We start from the raw sequence: 14,761 nt of genomic DNA on the forward strand, positions 1-14,761 counted from the left end.
TATGAAAATTATATTTTTCGAAACTCTTTCTACATTCTCAACTTAATATTTGATGGAAACAATCAAAGCAGCCTGCTCGAAATAAATAAAAACGCCATTAACGACTTTGGTGATTACCTCAGATCTATAAGATATAGGTATTTCTATGATGGTAGCTGGACGTTCATCTATTCAGTTGTCATTCTTCTAGGTTTTGCATTTCTCTCGGTAACAATACATCGGAGAAAAATCAATAAAGTTAAGGAAATTTTTTTTCGGCATATCCGGGAAGCCGTCAAAATATTGTAAAATATCCCTGTGAAATATCTATTCGCGCAGCATCACCGAAAGATTTGCAATTTTCACGGACGGTTTTGATGGGCTGCGGTATAGTGCCCCCATGTCGACCCGGCCCCCGCCCGACCCCAATGCGCCCGACCTGAATGCGCTTGCCGAACAGTTCCTCGATCTGTGGCAAGGGCAGGTGTCCGCTTGGGCGAGCGATCCGGCGACAACGGAATCGATGGCGCGGCTCTGGGCGCTGTGGGGGCTCACCCCACCGCCAGGACACGCGGCGTCAGCGCCCTCTTCTGCTTCGGGACCCGCCTATCGTGCTGTCGACCCCGCCGCCTCACAGCCGTTCCCAGGCCGATCCGCCCCCCCGCTTGGGGCCGCGCCCGCTGCCGCTGCATCTCCTGAGTTGCTGGAGCTTCTACTCAAGCTCGCTGCCCGCCTCGCTGCTGTGGAGCAGCGGTTGGCCGATCTTGAAGGGGCTGATGCCGCCCCCACCGCCGATCTCGGGCGGGTTTCCCCCGGCCCCCGGCATCCCCCTAAACCCTACCGGCGGCGCGGCCGAGTCTAGCGGCTTCGATCCCATCCGCTTTACCCAGGCCGTCGAAGCGGCGGGGCGGCGGCGGCTCGGGGCGTTTCTGACGGGGGTACAGCGCTACCGCGACCATCCCTATCGCCGAAACCTACACGATCCGCAGGAACGGGCGCGCTGGGGCAATATCCGCCTGCTCGATTACAGCGAGCCCGGCGCGACAGGCCCCCTGCTGCTGTGCCTGCCGTCGCTGATCAACCGCGCCTATATTCTTGATCTTACCGAGGAGCGCAGTTTTCTGCGCTGGCTCGCGGGCAAAGGCCTTCGCCCGCTGCTGATGGATTGGGGCACGCCGGGACCCGATGAGGCTGATTTCACCCTCACCGACTATATCGAAGGCCCGATTTTCGAGGCGCTAGCGTTGGCGAGCGCGCAAGCGGGCGGGCGCGTCGGGCTGCTCGGCTACTGCATGGGCGGGCTCTTGGCCCTGGCCGCCGCCGAACGGCACCCGACCCTAGTCGAACGCCTGTTGCTGCTCGCAACCCCCTGGGATTTCCATAGCGACCCCGGCCAAGCGCGGCGGCTAACGGCGGCGCTGCCCGCGCTGATGCAGACCATCGATTGGCACCAGGGCCTGCCCATCGACGTGATCCAAACCCTCTTCGCTGGGATCGACCCGCTGCAAATCGCCCGCAAGTTCGAAGCCTTCGCCCGCCTCGCGCCCGACGGCGGCCCGGCGCGCGCTTTCGTCGCGCTGGAGGATTGGCTGAACGACGGCGTGCCGCTGGTGGCTCCGGTGGCGCGGGAAACCTTGGGCGGCTGGTATCGGGATAATAACCCGCCGCAGGGGCGTTGGCGCGTTGCGGGCCGCCCGATCCGCCCCGCCCATGTGACGATGCCAACCCTGTCGCTGGTACCGAAAGCCGACCGCATCGTGCCACCCGCGAGCGCCCTTGCCCTTGCCCACGCGATCCCCGGCGGGCTGACCCACGAAATCGGCCTCGGCCATATCGGCATGATGGTCGGCGCGCGCGCGCCTGCGCTGGTGTGGGAGCCGATTCGCGCCTTCGTCATGGGGGAAGATGTTTACCCGTTGGGCGGGACCCCGTAAGCTCCTCTCACAATCGGCTGAACGCCGCATTCGAGGGAGAATCACCAGATGACCGATGTCGTAATCGTCGCCGCCGCCCGCACCCCCATCGGGTCGTTCAGCGGCGCGCTGTCCAGCCTGCCTGCCCATAAGCTTGGCGAAATCGCCATCCGCGCCGCGCTGACGCGCGCTAAGGTCGATGGGTCGGACGTAGATGAAGTCATCCTTGGCCAAGTCCTCACCGCCGCCACCGGCCAGAATGCCGCCCGTCAAGCCGCGATGGCCGCGGGCATTCCGCAGGAAAAGACGGCTTTCGCCATCAACCAGCTTTGCGGCTCGGGCCTGCGCACGGTCGCCTTGGGCTTCCAAGCGATCCGCAATGGCGATGCCAACATCATCGTTGCGGGCGGTCAGGAAAGCATGAGCCTTGCCCCCCATACGCTCTACCTGCGCTCGGGCACCAAGATGGGTGCCGCCGAAATGCAGGATACGATGCTGCGCGACGGGTTGATCGATGCCTTCCACGGCTATCACATGGGCGTTACCGCCGAAAACATCGCCCAGCGCTGGCAGCTTAGCCGTGAAGAGCAGGATGCTTTCTCAGCCGCCTCGCAGAATAAGGCCGAAGCCGCGCAAAAGGCCGGGCGCTTTGCAGATGAAATCGCCCCTGTGACGGTCTCGTCGCGCAAGGGCGATATTATCGTCGATCAGGACGAATATCCGAAGCACGGCACCACGCCGGAGAGCCTTGCGAAACTGCGCCCCGCTTTCAATAAGGACGGCACCGTGACCGCCGGGAATGCCTCGGGCCTCAACGATGGTGCCGCCGCCCTCGTGCTGATGTCCGCCGAAGAAGCCGTAAAGCGCGGCCTGACCCCGCTGGCGCGCATCGCCTCCTGGGCCACCGCCGGCGTCGATCCCGCCATCATGGGCACGGGGCCGATCCCCGCCAGCCGCGCCGCGCTGGCAAAAGCCGGGTGGACCATCGACGATCTCGACCTGATCGAAGCCAACGAAGCTTTCGCTGCCCAAGCCATGGCGGTGAATAAAGACCTCGGCTGGGATACCAGCAAGGTCAATGTCAACGGCGGCGCGATTGCCCTCGGCCATCCCATCGGGGCGTCGGGTGCCCGCGTGCTGACCACGCTGCTCCATGAAATGCAAAAGCGCGACGCCAAACGCGGCCTCGCCACCTTGTGCATCGGCGGCGGTATGGGCGTGGCGCTGACGGTTGAGCGGTAGGCTTTTCAAACCAGCGGGCGGGGCCGCCTAAATGCCCCGCCCGCTCCCCAATCTCGCCGCCCTGCGCGCCTTTGAGGCCGCCGGGCGGCATTTGAGTTTTTCCCGCGCGGCGGACGAACTCTGCGTTACCCAAGGCGCGATCAGCCGTCACGTTCAAACGCTGGAGCACGAGTTGGGTTTGTCGCTGTTCGAGCGCACCCGCCCGCTGACGCTCACCCCCCACGGGGCCGCCTATCACACCGCCATCCGCCAAGCTTTCGCTGGGATGATCGCCGCCACCCGCACCGCGCGGGCTGAGGCTGAGGCCGCCGCGCCCCGCCGAAAAATCCGCGTGACGCTGCTGGCCTCCTTCGCCGCCCATTGGCTGATGCCCCGCCTGCCCGCCTTCGAGGCCGCCCATCCCGAGATCGAGCTTGTGCTGGAGCCGAGTGTTCGCTGGGTCGATCCCATAGCCGGGCAGGTCGATCTTGCCCTACGGTATGGCAAAGGAGGTTATGAGGGTTTAACGGAGTGTTTTCTGCCGGAAACCCTCGTCCCCGTTATCGCCCCGTCCTACTACCCCGCGCCAACGCTGGAAACCTTGCTGACGCATCGGCTGCTGCACCCAAGCGATACCTGGGAATGGCGCGACTGGCTCGCCGCGCAAGGAATCGCATTGGAGTCGATCCCGCAGCAACAGGCGCTCGCCGATTACAATATTACCGTGCAGGCGGCGCGCGACGGGCTGGGTGTCGCGATGGGCCGGCTCAACCTCGTCGGCCCGCTGATCGCGCGCGGCGATTTGATTGCCCTGCCGTTACCCTGCCTTGTGGGGGTGTTCGGCCATTGGTCGATTATCGATCCCGCCCGTGTTGATGATCCGGCGCTTTTGGCGGTGCGGATTTGGCTCCGGCAGACCGTCAACATGAATCAAACTCATACTCCCTCCGCAGGAACTTGAGTCGCGCGCCTCGGCAGGATGGAGCAGGCTGACACTCCCCTATCTCTTGAGGAGCCTCCCATGATCCGCGACCGCCTGACCGCCCTTGGCCTGACCCTGCCCAAAGCCTCCGGCCCCGGCGGGGCCTATGCGCCCTTCGTGCTCAGCCCGAAAGGCACGCTTTACATCGCGGGCCAAATCCCACAACTCGATGGCGAGGCGCAGTTTTTTGGTCGCTTAGGGGAAAATGCCACAGTTGAGCAAGGCCAAGCCGCCGCCCAGCTTTGCGCCCTTAATATCCTCGCCCAGGTCGAAATCGCGCTGAACGGCGATTGGAGCCGGGTGCAACAATGCGTAAAGCTGAACGGCTTCATCGCCTGCACGCCCGATTTCACTCAGCAGAGCCAAGTGATGAATGGCGCGTCGGATATCATGTTGAGCGTTTTCGGTGAAATCGGTCGCCACGCGCGCACCTCCGTCGGCGTTGCCGCCCTGCCGCGCGGGGTGATGGTGGAAGTCGATGCGACCTTCGAGGTTACACTATGATCCCGCGCCTGCACTTCAACCATTCCGCCGCCTCCCCCTGCCCGCCGGAAGCGCGCGCGGCGATTGCGGATCATCTCGCCTTAGAACAGGCCATCGGCCCGGTCGAAGCCGCCATCGCCGTCGCCCCCCGATTGGCCGCGATGCACCGGACGGCGGAGGCCCTTGTCGGGGCCGCGCCGGGGCAGGTGGCCTTCACCGAGGGCCAAGGCCGGGCGCTGAGCTTCGTTGCCAGCGGGTTGCGGCTAAGCCCCGGTGATCGGATTTTGTGCGCGCCGTCCGAATGGGGCGGCACCGTGTCGGCCTTCGAAGCCGTTGCAGCAGAAGCGGGCGCAACGGTGGAAGCCATCCCCATGACGCCCGATCACCTGACCGATCTCGACGCTTTGGCCAAGATGCTGGACGAACGGGTTAGGCTCGTCTCCGTTACCAGCGTTTCGGTCAGCGGCACGGCGATTCAGCCGATTGCCGCCATTGCCGCTCTCGCCCAAACCGTCGGCGCGCTGGTCGCCGTCGATGCCAGCCAGTCGATCGGTTGGCTACCGCTCGATATGGGCTTGCAGGGCATTGATATTCTGACCGCCAGCGGGCGCAAATATCTGCAAGGGCCGCGCGGGGTAGCACTCCTCGGCCTGTCCGCCCGCGCGCAAGAAATTCTGCACCCGCCGCCGCCCGACGATTACTCGGCCCGTCAAAGCGATGCTTTGCGCTGGGAATCGGCGGAATATTCCTATGCCACGCGCCTCGGTTTCGGCGCGGCATTGGACTTGCGCGCGGCCACCGTGGCGAGGCTGGGGGCCGAGTTGATTGCAACCGCGACCCGGTTGGAACGAGCCCTGCTCACCGTGCCCGGCCTGCGCTTGATCCGGCCCAACGGCGGCACCACGCCCGCGATTGGGCCACTGGTCGCCTTCGAAATCGCTGGGCAGGAGCCGGGGGCCGTGCAGCGGGCGCTGCATGGGGAGGGCATCAATATCGCCGCAAATCTAGCGAGCTACGCGCCGTATCTCTTCGCCGCGCTTGGTCGTGAATCGCTTTTGCGCGCCTCGGTGCACCAGGGAATCGGCGATGATGAAATTGATCGGCTTGGGGCCGCGCTAAAACGCCTAAGCGCTTAGCCAAACAAACTGTCGATATCGGCCTGGCTCACGCCGCCGCTGCGCGCGGGGCCGTGCAGGAGACCATCGGCCCCGCCTGCCGGTCCCTGGTTCGGCGGGGTCAGTTCTTCGAAACCATCGCCTAAAACCTGAATGATCGTCCCAAGGCGCTGTTCGACAAACTCCAGCGTCGTCACGACTTTAGACACGCGCTGGCCGGTAATGTCTTGGAAGGCGCATTCGGTGAACAGGCTCGCGACCAGCGAATGGATCTGCTCCACTGCCATATCGACACTGCCTTCAGTCGCCGCGCGCGGAATCGATTCGGCGGCCGAGTCGATGGCTTCGGCGACGGCCAAAATCCCGTTCGTTGCGGTTTCGGTGGCGTATACGATGGCGCGCAATTCCGAAACAGCCGTCGATATCCGATCTTCCGTCGAACGCGGATGTCGGATCGCGGCAACTTCAGACTGGATCAACGCCAGTTGTTCGCGGAGCTCTGCGAGCTCGGATGCCAGAGTCGTTACGTCTAGGTCGCTCATTGCCTGTCTTCAGGTCAAACTATCAAAGCCACTATACGCAGGAAGCTTCCCCGACGCACGGCCCAAATTGATCAGACCATCTAGTTTTTACGAAATGGTGAAGCCTTTAGCAAAAGAACAAGATTTTGGCAGCGGAGTTATGTTGCAGTGCGTCGTAATCCGCGTTTGGTGGGCATTTTGCTCGTTTCATCGAATAATTCGGCAAGTTTATCCATCATCGTTCCGCCCAACTGTTCGGCATCGACGATTGTTACAGCGCGATTATAATAGCGCGTCACATCATGGCCAATACCGATGGCAATAAGTTCGACCGGCGATCGGGTTTCGATTTTCTTGATCACGCTGCGCAAATGGTTCTCCAGATAATTGCCTGGATTAACTGACAACGTTGAGTCATCGACCGGCGCACCATCGGAAATCACCATCAAAATGCGGCGCTGTTCGGGCCGCGCCAGCAATCTTTCGTGCGCCCAATCCAAAGCTTCGCCGTCGATATTCTCTTTCAGCAAGCCCTCGCGCAGCATAAGGCCTAAGGACTTGCGCACCCGCCGCCAGGGCGCATCGGCCCCTTTATAGATGATGTGCCGCAAGTCATTGAGGCGGCCCGGCGTTGCGGGTTTACCATCGGTAATCCAGCGTTCGCGCGACTGGCCGCCCTTCCAGGCGCGCGTCGTAAAGCCAAGAATTTCGACCTTCACATTGCAGCGCTCCAAGGTGCGCGCCAAAATATCGGCACTCATCGCCGCAATGGTAATGGGCCGTCCGCGCATTGAACCGGAGTTATCGATCAGCAGCGTCACCACTGTATCGCGGAAGTCGGTATCCTTCTCCTGCTTATAGGAGAGCGGCTGCATGGGGTTAGCGATGACGCGCGCGAGCCGCCCGGCATCGAGAATCCCTTCTTCGAGATCAAAATCCCAACTGCGCGTTTGCTTGGCCATCAAGCGCCGTTGCAGGCGGTTGGCGAGGCGACTGATGACGCCTTGCAAGGACTGCAACTGTTGGTCGAGCATCAGGCGCAGGCGGGCGAGTTCTTCGGCATCGCACAGGTCTTCCGCCTCGATTTCCTCATCGAAAGCTTTGGTATAAGGCCGGTAGCCGGAATTATCCTGGTCTTTGGAGAGCGGGCGTTGCCCCGGCGGCGGCGCAGAATCGCCGGTTTCTTCCTCGCCTTCGCCAAACTCCTCGTCGCGCTCGTCGTTATCGGCGTCGCTTTCCGACTCCATGCCAGGGCGCGGATCGGGGCGCTTGTCGCTGCGGCTTTCCTGCTCTTCCTCGTTCTCGCCTTCGCCGGCCTCGCCCTGAACCTGCTCGGAGCCCGGCTGATCGTCGCCCTCCTCCGAGCCATCATCGTCGGACGGGTCTTGCGGGTCGAGCGCTTCCCCGGCTTCAACGTCGAGATCGGCCAGCAACTGCCGCACGGTGCGGGCGAACGCCTCCTGATCCGCCATCGTGGCGCGCAGATCGGCAAGATCGGCGCCGATTTTCTCGGCGATTTGGGTGCGCCACTTTTCCACTAGCGGACGAATCGGCTCGGGTGGCGGGCTGCCGGTCATGGCTTCGCGCGCCAGCATGCGCACGGCTTCCGGCAGGGTCGCATCGGTTGGATCGGTGACGCGATCAAAGCCGAGGCGGCGATACTTCTGCTCCAGCGTCGCGCCGAGGTTTTGCGCCACGCCTTCCATGCGGTTGGCCCCCAGCGCCTCGCAACGCGCCTGCTCCAGCGCCTCGAAAATCGCCCGGCCCGTCGGGGTGATCGGCTGGCGCTTCAGGTGCGTCGCGGCATCGTGATAGCGCAACCGCAGGGCGACCGCATCGGCCTCGCCGCGAAAGCGCGCCACTTCCTCCGGTGGCAGGGCGCGGGAGGGCGCGGGCAACCGGGCGCGTTTACCGACCACGCCCGCCGCTTCCGCACCAAACCCCACTTCCACCTCGCCATTTTCGGCAATCGCGCGGATCGCCGCCGTGGTGGCGCGTTTAAACTGCTCCAGAGGAGATTCGGCGTCGGCCATGCTGGGGAACTCGTCCGATCCGGGTTAGGCGACGCGGCCCGTGGCCCGTGCGGTCTTCGTTTCGACAACCCGGCCCGCGAGATCGCGCCCGAAGCAACGCTGATAATATTCCAAAATCAGCGGGCGTTCGGCTTCATCGCATTTATTGAGGAAGCTGAGGCGGAAGGCGAAACCCACATCGCCGTTAAAAATCTTGGCGTTTTCGGCCCAAGTGATAACGGTACGCGGCGACATGACGGTGGAAATATCCCCGGCGATAAAGCCCGCGCGGGTGAGATCGGCCAAAGCGACCATGGCTTCCACGGTCTTTTTGCCCGCGTCGGTCTGATAGTCCGGCAGTTTCGCCAGCACAATCGAGGTTTCCGTGTCCGCCGACAGATAGTTGAGCGTGGCGACGATGCTCCAGCGGTCCATCTGGCCCTGGTTGATCTGCTGGGTGCCGTGATAGAGGCCGGTGGTATCGCCAAGACCAATCGTATTGGCCGTGGCGAACAGGCGGAAGAACGGGTGCGGGCGGATGACCTTATTTTGATCGAGGAGCGTCAGCTTGCCTTCCACTTCCAGCACGCGCTGAATGACGAACATCACATCCGGGCGGCCCGCGTCATATTCATCGAACACGATGGCGACGGGGCTTTGCAGCGCCCAGGGCAGAATGCCTTCGCGGAACGCCGTCACTTGCTTGCCATCTTGCAGCACAATGGCGTCTTTACCGATCAAATCGATGCGGCTGATGTGGCTATCGAGATTAACGCGAATACACGGCCAGTTGAGCCGCGCCGCCACCTGTTCGATATGGGTCGATTTCCCCGTGCCGTGATAGCCCTGGATCATGACGCGGCGGTTGAAAGCGAAGCCCGCGAGAATGGCCAGCGTCGTATCCGGGTCGAACTTATAGCTTGGGTCGATATCCGGCACATAGGCGGAGCCAACCGAAAAGGCGGGAACCTGCAGGTCCGTATCGATGCCGAATACGTCCCGCGCGCTCACCATAGTATCGGGAGCATTGAGGCTGTGCGCGCCCTGCGTGGAAACCGTCTGCGTCGAGGTCATCGTCTCTTCTTCCCATCTCGCACCCCTTCCCCTGCCGGGAAATTCTGGGCGCGTTCCTGTCCAAACTCATGCCCCGACATTGCAGCCGGGCGAAGGCGGCGGCGTCAAGCGGGATTATGGCGGGAGAGGGTTGCCGCTCCTTCTATCAGGGGGCTGCCCCACAATCAGAAACTGGAATGGATAAGAAACTTGCCACACCACAAATGGAATTTTTTTTCATTGGGAATAAATAAATAACAATAAGCAGAACTGCCAAAATAATGCTTTTTGGCATCAAATATTTAAACAAAATCGCTCCTGAAACAATACCCAATATTGATAAAAAACTTTTCGATATGGCGGGTTTTACGTATTTATTTTCTACATTTTTACTGTATATAGACCTCATGACAAATACACAAATCCTCTCCATAAAATTTGAATCTCCATCAATACTAGTGACATGGCTATAAGAACATAATTTCTTTAAATCATGTCTGATCTTTCTCTTAATTTCATGGCAAGTATAATTCCCGACCCGCACTATGAGACAATCTTCCTTTGATTTAAGGCTATCAGAGGAAACTGGATAGAGAAAAGTAGCAATATCCCCTGTATCCCCGAAAGAATAAACCAACTGCGCCCCCTCTTCAACCAATACACCTGTTTTACCTTTTGGCCTAAATGCACTTCGCACCCCAAACCGAAAACATATCGTTTTATCATCCACATCAATAAAAAATGAGAAAATTTTTTCCAACTCGACGAACCGCGAGTCACTTTTCATAAAAAAATCTTTATCTTTTGATTTTATAAAATCAGAAAGACACTCCCACTCAATTTTATTTTTTTTAAAAACCCACAATGACCTACCGAATCTGGACAAAATTTATTCCTCCATAGCTAAATAAATTATTGCGATTAATTTGAACCTTTACAACCGCCCCTCAATCGCATCCCAAATCTGCCGCTCCAGCGTAACGCCGTTGAGGCGGTTGATTTGTTGGATGCCGGTGGGGGAGGTCACGTTGATCTCCGTCAGGTAATCGCCGATCACGTCGATGCCGACGAAGATTTGCCCGCGCTCGCGCAACGTTGGGCCAATGCGGGCGCAGATTTCAAGCTCGCGTTTGGTCAGGTCGGTTTTCACCGCCCGCCCGCCCACATGCATATTGGCGCGGGCTTCACCGTCGGCGGGAACGCGCAGGACCGCGCCCGCGGGTTCGCCATCGATCAGAATGATGCGTTTGTCGCCTGCGCGCACCTCCGGCAGATAGCGCTGCACCATGAAGGGTTCGCGCCCGAGTTTTTGATACAGCTCGATCAGCGCCGTCAGGTTTTCATCGTCCGGGCGCAGGTGGAACACGCCCGCGCCGCCATTGCCATAGAGCGGCTTGACGATAATATCCTTATGCTCTTCGCGGAACGCCACCGCCTGCCGAAGATCCGACGTAATCATCGTCGGCGGCATTAGGTCGGGGAATTCGGTCACGAAGATTTTCTCCGGCATCGTCCGCACCCAGGCGGGATCGTTCACCACTAGGGTTTGCGGGTGGATTTTTTCCAAGAGCCAAGTGGTGGTGAGATACGCAAGATCGAAGGGCGGGTCTTGCCGCAGCAGGATCACGTCCACCTCGGCGAGATTGAACTCCTCTTCCGAGCCTAAATCGAAATGATTGCCGTGCTCGTGCCGCAGGCTCAGCCCGTGGCCGACCGCCGTGACCGTGCCATTCTTCAGCGAGAGATTCTGCGGCAGGTAGTGGACCAGCTTATGCCCCCGGCGTTGGGCTTCGAGCCCGAGCATCAGCGTACTATCGCCGTGCACATCGATGCTGTGGATGGGATCCATCTGCAAGGCGACCGTTAAGCTCATTTTGGCCTCATAGGGCTAGAAGTGCATTTCGGCCCCGAAGGCATTCACGAGATGCCGGGGCCAAGTTCCGGGCGCTATCAAAAGCGCGTCGCAGCGCGGTTGCAAGTCCTTGAAATCATCCCGGCGCGATACCAGCCACGCGACCGCGTTCAAAAGTCGCGCCTGTTGATGGGGCGAAATCGCGGCGCGGGCAGTCGCCAAATCGGGCCGGGCCTTGACTTCGATCACCGCCAGCACGCGCCCGCGCCGCGCCAGCAAATCGATTTCACCGAAGGGCGTGCGCAGGTTTCGCCCCAGCAATCGATAGCCTTTAAGCCATAGCAGCGCCACCGCCAACCGCTCGGCTCCTCGGCCCCGGTGAAAGGCGGCGCGGCCTCGGGCGCGGCGGTCGGTCATCGACGAGGGAGAAGAGAAAGGCTCATATCCCGCAGCTTATGCGGGTTGCGGACGATGTAAATACCCGTGATGCGCCCGGCTTCGATCCGCAGGGCGGTGCTTTGCGGCAGACCATCGGTTTCGAGCGTTACATAGCCGGGCAGGCCATTGACGGGGCCGATATGGGCACGCGGCGGCAGAGCAAAGCCGCGCTTGCGAGCAAGGCCGGTAAAGAAGCGCGCCACCTTGTCGCGCCCAAGGATTGGGTTGCGCACCGACAGACGAATCCCGCCGCCATCGGCCAAGAGCACCGCGTCGGGCGCGAGCAAAGCCGTCAGCGCCGCCATATCGCCCAGGTGGCTGGCTTTGAAGAAAGCCTCCGAAATCGCCGCTGCCTCGCCCTCATCCACCGCATAACGCGGCTGCGCCTCCCGAAGATGGGCGCGAGCGCGGACGCACAATTGGCGGCAGGCGGTTTCGCTGCGCTTTAGGCTGGTGGCGAGATCGGCAAAACCGACGCCAAAAATATCATGGAGCAGAAAAGCGGCGCGCTCCAAGGGTGAGAGCCGCTCTAACGCCAGCAGCAGGGTGAGCGTCAAATCCTGTTCCGGCTCCAGTTCGGGCTCGGGCAGCCACGGCCCGTCGTAAGCGACGCGCTGGCGGCGCAGAGCGCGCATCCGATCCAAGCAGAGGCGCGTGACGATACGGATGAGATAGGCGCGCGGCATATCGATGGTTTGAGTCGCCGCCACCCGATGCCATCGCAAATAGGCGTCTTGAACGGCATCCTCGGCATCGGCGCGCGATCCTAGCAGCCGCGCCGCCACCCGTTTCAGAAATGGGCGATGCGCTTCGAATTGGGCGGCGGCGCGAGCGGTGCTCATGCTTAGGCGGCTTTCGGATGCTGAAAGCGGAAGCCGACCGCGAGCCGGTTCCAGACATTAATCATACCGATCAAAGCCGTGACCTGCACCTGCTCGGCGGGCGAGAATTCCGCCTGGAATGCCGCGTAATCAGCATCCGGCGCGCCGGTTTGGGCGACCAAGGTAAGGGCCTCGGTCCACCCCAGCGCTGCCCGCTCGCGTACCGTATACAGGCTCGATTCGCGCCAGGCGGCTAACAGGTGCAGGCGAATTTCGCTTTCCCCAGCCTTGCGCGCGTCGGTGGTGTGCATATGCAGGCAAAAGGCGCAACCGTTGATCTGCGAGGCGCGGGTTTTAATGAGTTCGGCGAGCGAATGCTCCAGCCCGCAGGATTGCAGGTAGGTTTCGAGGCCGATCAGAGCCTTATAGGCGTCTGGGCAGGCTTGGACGGCGTTCAAACGTTGGTGCGACATAGGGCGTTTCCTTCATAGGAATGATGACAACACCCCTAAGACGCCGCCCCTCCCCCGCCTGTGACATGCTCGCCCAAAAATCTTATTAGCCATCCTTCGAAACTTGCAATGCCCGCGCATAAACCGCCCGGCGTGGCTGGCCGGTGGCGGTTGCGATCAGATCAGCCGCATCGCGGACGCTGTGGGTGGTGAGCGCCTCGCGCAGCATCGTGTCGAGATCGGCCTCGGCGGTCGCCGCCTCTTCCCCCGGCGGCGCGACGACGATGACGATTTCACCGCGCGGCGGCCCGGCTTCCTTGTAATGGCGGGCAAGATCGGGCAGGGCTGCGCGGCGGACTTCCTCATAGAGTTTGGTAATCTCACGCACCAGGGCCGCCTCGCGCGCGCCAAAGACGGTCGCCATATCGGCGAGACTATCGGCAACGCGCGACGGACCTTCGAAGAAAATCAAAGTCGCCGGGACTTTCGCTAACTCGCGGAACAGGCTCTGCCGCGCGCCGGATTTATGATCCGGGAAGCCCGCGAAGAGGAAACGGTCGGACGGAAGCCCGGAAAGCTGCACGGCGGTGAGCACCGCCGACGCGCCGGGCAGGCTGGTGACGGGCAGCCCTTCCGCCTGAGCCTCGCGCACCAGCTTATAGCCGGGGTCGGAAATCAGCGGCATTCCCGCGTCCGAGACCAGCGCCACCACCTCCCCCGCGCGCACCCGCGCCAGCAGCTTCGGGCGCATCGCCGCGCCGTTATGATCGTGATAGGCGACGAGCGGCGTCGGAATCCCATAGCGGCGCATCAGCGGGCCGGTCACGCGCGTATCCTCGCAGGCGATTACGGTTGCACGCTTCAGCAGGTTCAGCGCGCGTAAGGTAATATCCTCGGCATTGCCGATCGGCGTCGCCACCAGATAGAGCCCAGGTGAGAAACCCGCCCCAACCGCTTCCGAAATCTCGGTTTGCGCTGGATTTGTTGGGGTCTCCTCGGTAGGGTCAAGGCGGTTTTTGACACGGCGAGGGGTAGGGTTTTCGATGTCGGCTGTCACGCGCTCGGCGATCCTGGCATTGGGGCTTTTGATGGCGGCTTGCGGGCAAATGCCCGGCAGCAAGCCGACCGTATCGGACACGGCCCCCGCTTCGCAAGCAAAGCCGCCCGTTGTGTCGCAACAACCGGCGCAACCCACCTGGGCGTCGCGCCCCGCAGGGCCAACGCCCGTGGAAACCGGACCCTTGCCCGCCGATGGCGCAACGCCGCCGGGCCAAGCTATTCCGCCGTCGGGGAGCGCGGGATCGGGCTTCCCCTCGGTCTCCGCCCCCGCGCCTAAGCCAGAAATTCGCGTTGCCTTGCTCGCGCCGATGACGGGCCGGGCGCAAGCGGTTGGGCAAGGATTGATGGAAGCCGCCCAGCTTGCCGTGTTCGATCACGCGCCGGACGGCTTCAAGCTGCTTCCCTTCGATACGGAAAAGGATGGGTCTGCCGCCGCTGCCACTGCCGCCGTTGCCGCCGGGGCGCATATCATCATCGGGCCGCTGTTTGCCGCCCAAGTGGCCGAGGTTGCGCCGATTGCCAAAGCGGCGGGCCTGTCGGTCATCAGCTTCTCTAACGACCGCTCGGTCGCGCAAACCGGCGTCTATGTGCTCGGCCTCTCGCCCGTGCAAGCGCTGCAGCGCGTGATTGCCATCACGCGGGAGAAAGGGGCAACCCGCTATGCCGCCCTCGTGCCCGATGCGCCGATTGGCCGCCAGCTTACCGCCAGCCTGGAACGCGGCCTGCCGCAAGCAGGCGGCAGCCTCGTCCGCGCCGATAGCTATCCGGCCAACGCGACCGACTTCCAAGGCATTATCCGGCGCACGGCGGAATATGACCGCCGCCGCGCCGATCCGCCGCCGCCGCCCTCCTATCAAGTA

The 14,761-nt window shown here is 61.8% G+C and carries 16 protein-coding genes; 7 read left to right on the plus strand and 9 right to left on the minus strand.

Annotated elements, in window-relative coordinates:
• The first annotated feature begins 379 nt into the window (after positions 1 to 379).
• The 6 genes from ACIQ36_RS11400 to ACIQ36_RS11425 are packed head-to-tail and all read left to right on the plus strand — an operon-like array spanning position 380 to position 5,714.
• The gene (locus ACIQ36_RS11400) at positions 380 to 841 is read left to right on the plus strand and encodes a hypothetical protein (protein WP_395829282.1); all 462 of its coding nucleotides are present in this window, start codon (positions 380 to 382) and stop codon (positions 839 to 841) included.
• Positions 756 to 1,913, plus strand: a complete 1,158-nt coding sequence (locus tag ACIQ36_RS11405) for an alpha/beta fold hydrolase (RefSeq protein ID WP_395829284.1) — start codon at positions 756 to 758, stop codon at positions 1,911 to 1,913. The genes ACIQ36_RS11400 and ACIQ36_RS11405 overlap by 86 nt, the downstream gene beginning before the upstream one ends.
• A 48-nt stretch (positions 1,914 to 1,961) precedes the next feature.
• Positions 1,962 to 3,134, plus strand: coding sequence for an acetyl-CoA C-acetyltransferase (locus ACIQ36_RS11410; protein WP_395829286.1), 1,173 nt, complete (start codon positions 1,962 to 1,964; stop codon positions 3,132 to 3,134).
• Positions 3,135 to 3,165: 31 nt separating this feature from the next.
• On the plus strand, positions 3,166 to 4,074 hold the full coding sequence (locus tag ACIQ36_RS11415; protein ID WP_395829288.1) for a LysR substrate-binding domain-containing protein: 909 nt from the start codon (positions 3,166 to 3,168) through the stop codon (positions 4,072 to 4,074).
• A gap of 60 nt (positions 4,075 to 4,134) precedes the next feature.
• On the plus strand, positions 4,135 to 4,599 hold the full coding sequence (locus tag ACIQ36_RS11420; protein ID WP_395829290.1) for a RidA family protein: 465 nt from the start codon (positions 4,135 to 4,137) through the stop codon (positions 4,597 to 4,599).
• The gene (locus ACIQ36_RS11425; RefSeq protein WP_395829292.1) at positions 4,596 to 5,714 is read left to right on the plus strand and encodes an aminotransferase class V-fold PLP-dependent enzyme; all 1,119 of its coding nucleotides are present in this window, start codon (positions 4,596 to 4,598) and stop codon (positions 5,712 to 5,714) included. The genes ACIQ36_RS11420 and ACIQ36_RS11425 overlap by 4 nt, the downstream gene beginning before the upstream one ends.
• On the opposite strand, the gene ACIQ36_RS11430 is transcribed toward ACIQ36_RS11425, so the two are convergent.
• The 9 genes from ACIQ36_RS11430 to rsmI form a co-directional block, all read right to left on the minus strand.
• Positions 5,711 to 6,235, minus strand: coding sequence for a hypothetical protein (locus tag ACIQ36_RS11430; protein ID WP_395829294.1), 525 nt, complete (start codon positions 6,233 to 6,235; stop codon positions 5,711 to 5,713). The genes ACIQ36_RS11425 and ACIQ36_RS11430 overlap by 4 nt on opposite strands.
• A 137-nt stretch (positions 6,236 to 6,372) precedes the next feature.
• Positions 6,373 to 8,247 (minus strand): cobaltochelatase subunit CobT, encoded by a 1,875-nt coding sequence (cobT, locus tag ACIQ36_RS11435; protein WP_395829296.1) that lies wholly within the window; start codon positions 8,245 to 8,247, stop codon positions 6,373 to 6,375.
• Positions 8,248 to 8,271: 24 nt separating this feature from the next.
• The gene (gene cobS, locus ACIQ36_RS11440; protein WP_395829298.1) at positions 8,272 to 9,300 is read right to left on the minus strand and encodes a cobaltochelatase subunit CobS; all 1,029 of its coding nucleotides are present in this window, start codon (positions 9,298 to 9,300) and stop codon (positions 8,272 to 8,274) included.
• A gap of 145 nt (positions 9,301 to 9,445) precedes the next feature.
• The gene (locus ACIQ36_RS11445; protein ID WP_395829300.1) at positions 9,446 to 10,165 is read right to left on the minus strand and encodes a hypothetical protein; all 720 of its coding nucleotides are present in this window, start codon (positions 10,163 to 10,165) and stop codon (positions 9,446 to 9,448) included.
• Positions 10,166 to 10,213: 48 nt separating this feature from the next.
• Positions 10,214 to 11,152, minus strand: coding sequence for a glutathione synthase (gene gshB, locus ACIQ36_RS11450; protein ID WP_395829302.1), 939 nt, complete (start codon positions 11,150 to 11,152; stop codon positions 10,214 to 10,216).
• A 15-nt stretch (positions 11,153 to 11,167) separates the two neighbouring features.
• Positions 11,168 to 11,548 (minus strand): YraN family protein, encoded by a 381-nt coding sequence (locus ACIQ36_RS11455; protein ID WP_395829304.1) that lies wholly within the window; start codon positions 11,546 to 11,548, stop codon positions 11,168 to 11,170.
• Positions 11,545 to 12,411 carry an RNA polymerase sigma factor SigJ gene (gene sigJ, locus ACIQ36_RS11460; protein ID WP_395829306.1) on the minus strand — a complete coding sequence of 289 codons (867 nt, stop codon included), beginning with the start codon at positions 12,409 to 12,411 and terminating at the stop codon, positions 11,545 to 11,547. The genes ACIQ36_RS11455 and sigJ overlap by 4 nt, the downstream gene beginning before the upstream one ends.
• A 2-nt stretch (positions 12,412 to 12,413) precedes the next feature.
• Positions 12,414 to 12,863, minus strand: a complete 450-nt coding sequence (locus tag ACIQ36_RS11465) for a carboxymuconolactone decarboxylase family protein (RefSeq protein WP_395829308.1) — start codon at positions 12,861 to 12,863, stop codon at positions 12,414 to 12,416.
• A gap of 85 nt (positions 12,864 to 12,948) precedes the next feature.
• Positions 12,949 to 13,761, minus strand: coding sequence for a 16S rRNA (cytidine(1402)-2'-O)-methyltransferase (rsmI, locus tag ACIQ36_RS11470; RefSeq protein WP_395829310.1), 813 nt, complete (start codon positions 13,759 to 13,761; stop codon positions 12,949 to 12,951).
• A gap of 124 nt (positions 13,762 to 13,885) precedes the next feature.
• Between rsmI and ACIQ36_RS11475 the strand changes: the two genes are divergently transcribed.
• Positions 13,886 to 14,761, plus strand: an 876-nt coding sequence (locus ACIQ36_RS11475) for a penicillin-binding protein activator (protein ID WP_395829312.1), incomplete at its 3' end; no start/stop codon positions are given.

Source organism: Elstera sp. (genome assembly GCF_044372965.1).
In the GTDB taxonomy this organism is placed as follows: Bacteria; Pseudomonadota; Alphaproteobacteria; order Elsterales; family Elsteraceae; genus Elstera.